Genomic DNA, 3,904 nt, shown 5'->3' with positions numbered 1-3,904 from the left:
ATTTATCTCTCCGCAGTGCGATTGCCTCGTATGACAATCGTCGCACCTCGAAATCCGCGTTCTTACACGTCCTCGGTGGATTGCGGACATTCCCGCTGCCGGCCAAGATCATTGACACAGGCCTGCCATAGGCAGATTGTCCGCGCGTTCGGCACCCGACCGGGGGAGCTAGTGTCTGCCGATCGTGTGTCCTTCCCTCCGTTGCGTTCACCCTGCAAAATCAGGAGGACTCAAGATGATGGAAGCTCGTACAATCCGTCGCGCCGGGATCGCGATGGCAGCGTCGCTGTTCTTGTTTGGCGGCGCGCCCGCTCTGGCGGAAGACAATCCGCGCGTAGCCGCCGAGATCATGGATTTGGCGCGTGCGCAATGGGCCGCGGAAATCGCGGGAAAGTCGTCGGCGGAGCAAATGGCCTCCGTTGCGGATGACTATACGGAGTTCAATCCTGACTATCCCACGCGCATTGATGGCAAGGCCATGGCCGTGAGTATGACAGATGTCGTGCCAGGCGACAAATCCATGTTTGCCGACATGCAAAATCCCAAGGTCCAAGTTTATGGGGATACTGCCATTCTCACCTATAACTTTGCGGGGATCCGCAGAGATAAGGACGGGAAGATTAATCCCAATATAGCCAAGTCAACCCGCGTCTATGTGCGGCAGGGAGGCAAATGGATGTTGGTTCATGCCAATTTTGCACCGGTGCCAGCAGCCTCGAATTAAGCACGGTCCTAGAACTGAGATCGTCCACTTTTGAGCGGCAAGGTCAGAAACACCTTGCCGCTCAAAGTGGAAGGAGCATCAAACGAACGTCCACTCAGGGTCGAACCCTGCCGCCGCCTAGAAGTCTGGGCGATGCTCTGTTTTCGGGAAAAAGCTTCCGCTGAGCACGACCAGCTGGCGTGCCATTCCAAGATCGGATGGTACCGGGTAAACCATCCCAGATATCAGGGATGTGGAAGAGATCGTGCCAGCATGGCATGGCATCATGCACTTAAGCTATTCAAATAATTTGGCCCTCGGCTCCCATCCCTCCTTTCGCAGCACGAAAGATCCGGCGGCACAGGCCGGTGTTGCTCACCCGGTCGTCGGTCGTAGGAACCCATTGCGGCGTCGCTGATTCGCGGTTTCTTCCGATCGTGACGCGCCCGGCATGGCATCCCTGCGCACCCGCCTTTTCGCCCCGTTTACCTGCATTTATGCCAACTGGTTTGACGGCAAAGCAACTATTCGCGCATTGGCCGGTTTCTCGTGGGCGACGCGGCGACCGTGACGCGAGCCCAACGATTACAGAACAGAACAAACATGAGAGAGTAGAAGATGAAGGGTACGCACATTCGTTCGCTCGCCGTCGTGACGGCTTCCATCCTTGCCCTGTCGCTCCCCGCTGCCGCGAATGCGGGCGGTTTCTATCTGCAGGAACAGTCGGTGAAGGCCGCCGGCCGCGCCTTTTCGGGCGAAGCTGCGGACGAAGGGGCGGATTCGCTGTGGTGGAACCCCGCCGCGATCGCGGATATCGAATCAAATCAGGTTTATATCGGCGTCAGCACGATCCTGCCGAGCGCGAACGTTGTCGACGACGGCACGGTCATCGTGCGTCCCGGCCAGCCCGCCGCGCCTGTCGGCGGGAACCCTGTCGCGCGCGATCCGATCACCAATGGCGTGCTGCCGAGCAGCGCGGTCGCGGTGCGGCTCGCCGATCGCATCGTCGCGGGCGTGGCCTTCAGCGCGCCCTTCAGCTTCGAGACCGATTACGACGCCGACAGCTGGGTCCGCTACTCCGCCGACAAGTCCAAGCTGCGCACGATCGACATCCAGCCCTCGCTTGCCTTTTCGGCGACCGACTGGCTGCGCCTCGGCGTCGCTGCCAATATCGAGTATAGCGATGCGACGCTGACCAACGCGCTGCCCAACCTGTCGGCGGCGCTTCCCGACGGCGAGCAGCGGCTCAAGGGCGATGGCTGGGATCTCGGCTGGAGCGCGGGTGCGCAGGTGCATACCGGACCGGTCACGCTTGGCGTCAGCTACAAGTCGAGCATCAAGCACACGCTTGACGGCAGGGTGGAAATCAGCGGCCTGGTCGGCCCGCTCGCGCCCAACAATGCCACGATCGATACAAAGGCCAGCTTCAGCACGCCCTGGCAGCTCATCATGGGTGGCCGCTTCAAGGCGACCGACCAGCTGACGCTCAACGCGCAGGTCGTGCGCGTCGGCTGGAGCGAGTTCGAGGAGATCCGGCTGGGCGCGCCGATCAACCAGGCGATCCCCGAGAATTACCGTAACACATGGAGCTTCGCGGGCGGCCTCGACTATGACCTGAACCGGCAATGGACCGTCCGCGGCGGTATTCAGTACGACCAGACCCCAACGCGCGATGGCGAACGTGACGCGCGCGTGCCCGATTCAAACCGCTGGAATTTCGCGGCGGGCACTTCGTACAAGCTGTCGTCGCGCTTCACGATCGACGCCGCCGCCAACTATATCCACTTCAAGGACGCAACCATCGACCGGGTAACCGCGGCTTATCCGGGCACGCCCGCGCAGACGCCGATCCTTGTCAGCGGCCGCAACATCAATGCGAGCGCCATCGTGCTCGCGCTGGGCGGACGCTTCTCGTTCTGACGTCAAAGTGTCGCAAGACTGCGCATTTGCGGCATTATAACGTTGATCCCGCACACCCCGCCGCGCGCGATCTGGCATTGCGCGCGGCAGGGGCATAGCCCTTGTCCTTGCAAGGCGCGCAATCGTCCGATTGGCGCGTGCGTGTGGAGCGGGGCGTAAGATCATGCTGAGTTATTCATACTCGATCCCCGATCGCGGCGATCATGCCGCGGGCGCGGTCTCAAAGACGGAACTCGTGGCGGGGATGCAGTTGCTGCGGGCGGTGAGCATGCAGTCGGTTCGGCTGCAGCTCGCGATGCTTCGCCGCGAACGCAGGCCGGCGATCGAATCGCTCGATCATCTGGCTGACATGGACCGCGAGCTTGAACATTTCATCGAAGGCATCGGGCCGGCGGGCGCCGAGGCGCCGGAGTTGCGCGAGATCTCCGAGCTGGTCGCGCTCCAGAAGCGCGCGCTGGCCGATGAGAAGATCGCGCTGATGGCGGGCATATCGGGTGCCAGGCTGGGTGGTGAGGCGGTAGCCGAACTGCCCGAGGCCGAAGCGGACGCGACCGCGCCGTCGGCCGATGTCGCCGAGCTGTTCGAATACAGCGCATCATCGAAGGGTTCGAAGCTGTTCGGTGCGGTCGCAGTCGTCACGCTGGCGGGCCTGGGCGTTGCCGGCTGGCTGTTCTCCGACACGATCAGGACAACGCTCGGCTTCTAGAGCGGCGTGCGCTAAATCTGATCCATATCCGTGCTCCGGGCTTGACCCGGAGCCCATGCTGCAAACAATACGTCGCCCGGACAGATGGGCTCCTGCTTTCGCAGGAGCACTGAACCCGATTTCCGGTGCAATGCTCTAGGGCTGGACGACGTTACCCATACCCGTCATTCCGGGGCTTAGGCGAACCCGGAAAACCGCAGGTTTTTCGCTGGTTCGGCTTGGAACCCGGAATCCATGAACACCGCGACTGTGCCTTTGATCTTCGCGTTCATGGATTCCAGATAGCTCGATTTTCCATCCAAATCGAAAGACTTGGGGAAAGTCAGCTTCTGGAATGACGATAATCGTCCGCGGGACTTATACCAGCTCTCGAGGAGCATGACTCATGGGGGTTGCCAGGTTCGGCATAGATTGTTTCAACATGGCAGACGATACGGAGTTTGCCATGCCGATTGCGCTTCGAGCTGACTATGATGCCGCTATGGTGAGGGCCGCGGGTCGCCAGTCGAAGGACGGAGCCCAGACACGGCGCCTGCTTGCTCTAGCGGCCATTTACGAGGGCGGGAGCCGAACTG

General features: G+C 61.2%; 3 protein-coding genes. All 3 read left to right on the top strand.

Features of this window, described 5'->3' with window-relative positions:
* The first annotated feature begins 235 nt into the window (after positions 1–235).
* The 3 genes from AC3WJD_RS21735 to AC3WJD_RS21725 all read left to right on the top strand — a co-directional run bounded on the left by AC3WJD_RS21735 (position 236) and on the right by AC3WJD_RS21725 (position 3,329).
* Complete coding sequence (locus AC3WJD_RS21735; RefSeq protein WP_492748905.1) at positions 236–724, top strand: nuclear transport factor 2 family protein; 489 nt, start codon at positions 236–238, stop codon at positions 722–724.
* A 597-nt stretch (positions 725–1,321) separates the two neighbouring features.
* Positions 1,322–2,623: an OmpP1/FadL family transporter gene (locus AC3WJD_RS21730; protein WP_492748904.1), complete on the top strand. Its 1,302-nt coding sequence runs from the start codon at positions 1,322–1,324 to the stop codon at positions 2,621–2,623.
* Positions 2,624–2,786: 163 nt separating this feature from the next.
* Complete coding sequence (locus AC3WJD_RS21725; RefSeq protein WP_492748903.1) at positions 2,787–3,329, top strand: hypothetical protein; 543 nt, start codon at positions 2,787–2,789, stop codon at positions 3,327–3,329.
* Positions 3,330–3,904 lie beyond the last annotated feature (575 nt).

This window comes from Sphingobium sp. FW306-1B-F04DB (genome assembly GCF_058781925.1).
The sequence above is the reverse complement of the archived record's forward strand: the minus strand, read 5'-3'. Positions and strand labels throughout refer to the sequence as shown.

Excerpts from the sequence above, each read along its gene's own strand:
- AC3WJD_RS21735 (WP_492748905.1), top strand. The coding sequence starts at position 236 with ATGATGGAAGCTCGTACAATCCGTCGCGCCGGGATCGCGATGGCAGCG.
- AC3WJD_RS21730 (WP_492748904.1), top strand. The coding sequence starts at position 1,322 with ATGAAGGGTACGCACATTCGTTCGCTCGCCGTCGTGACGGCTTCCATC.
- AC3WJD_RS21725 (WP_492748903.1), top strand. The coding sequence starts at position 2,787 with ATGCTGAGTTATTCATACTCGATCCCCGATCGCGGCGATCATGCCGCG.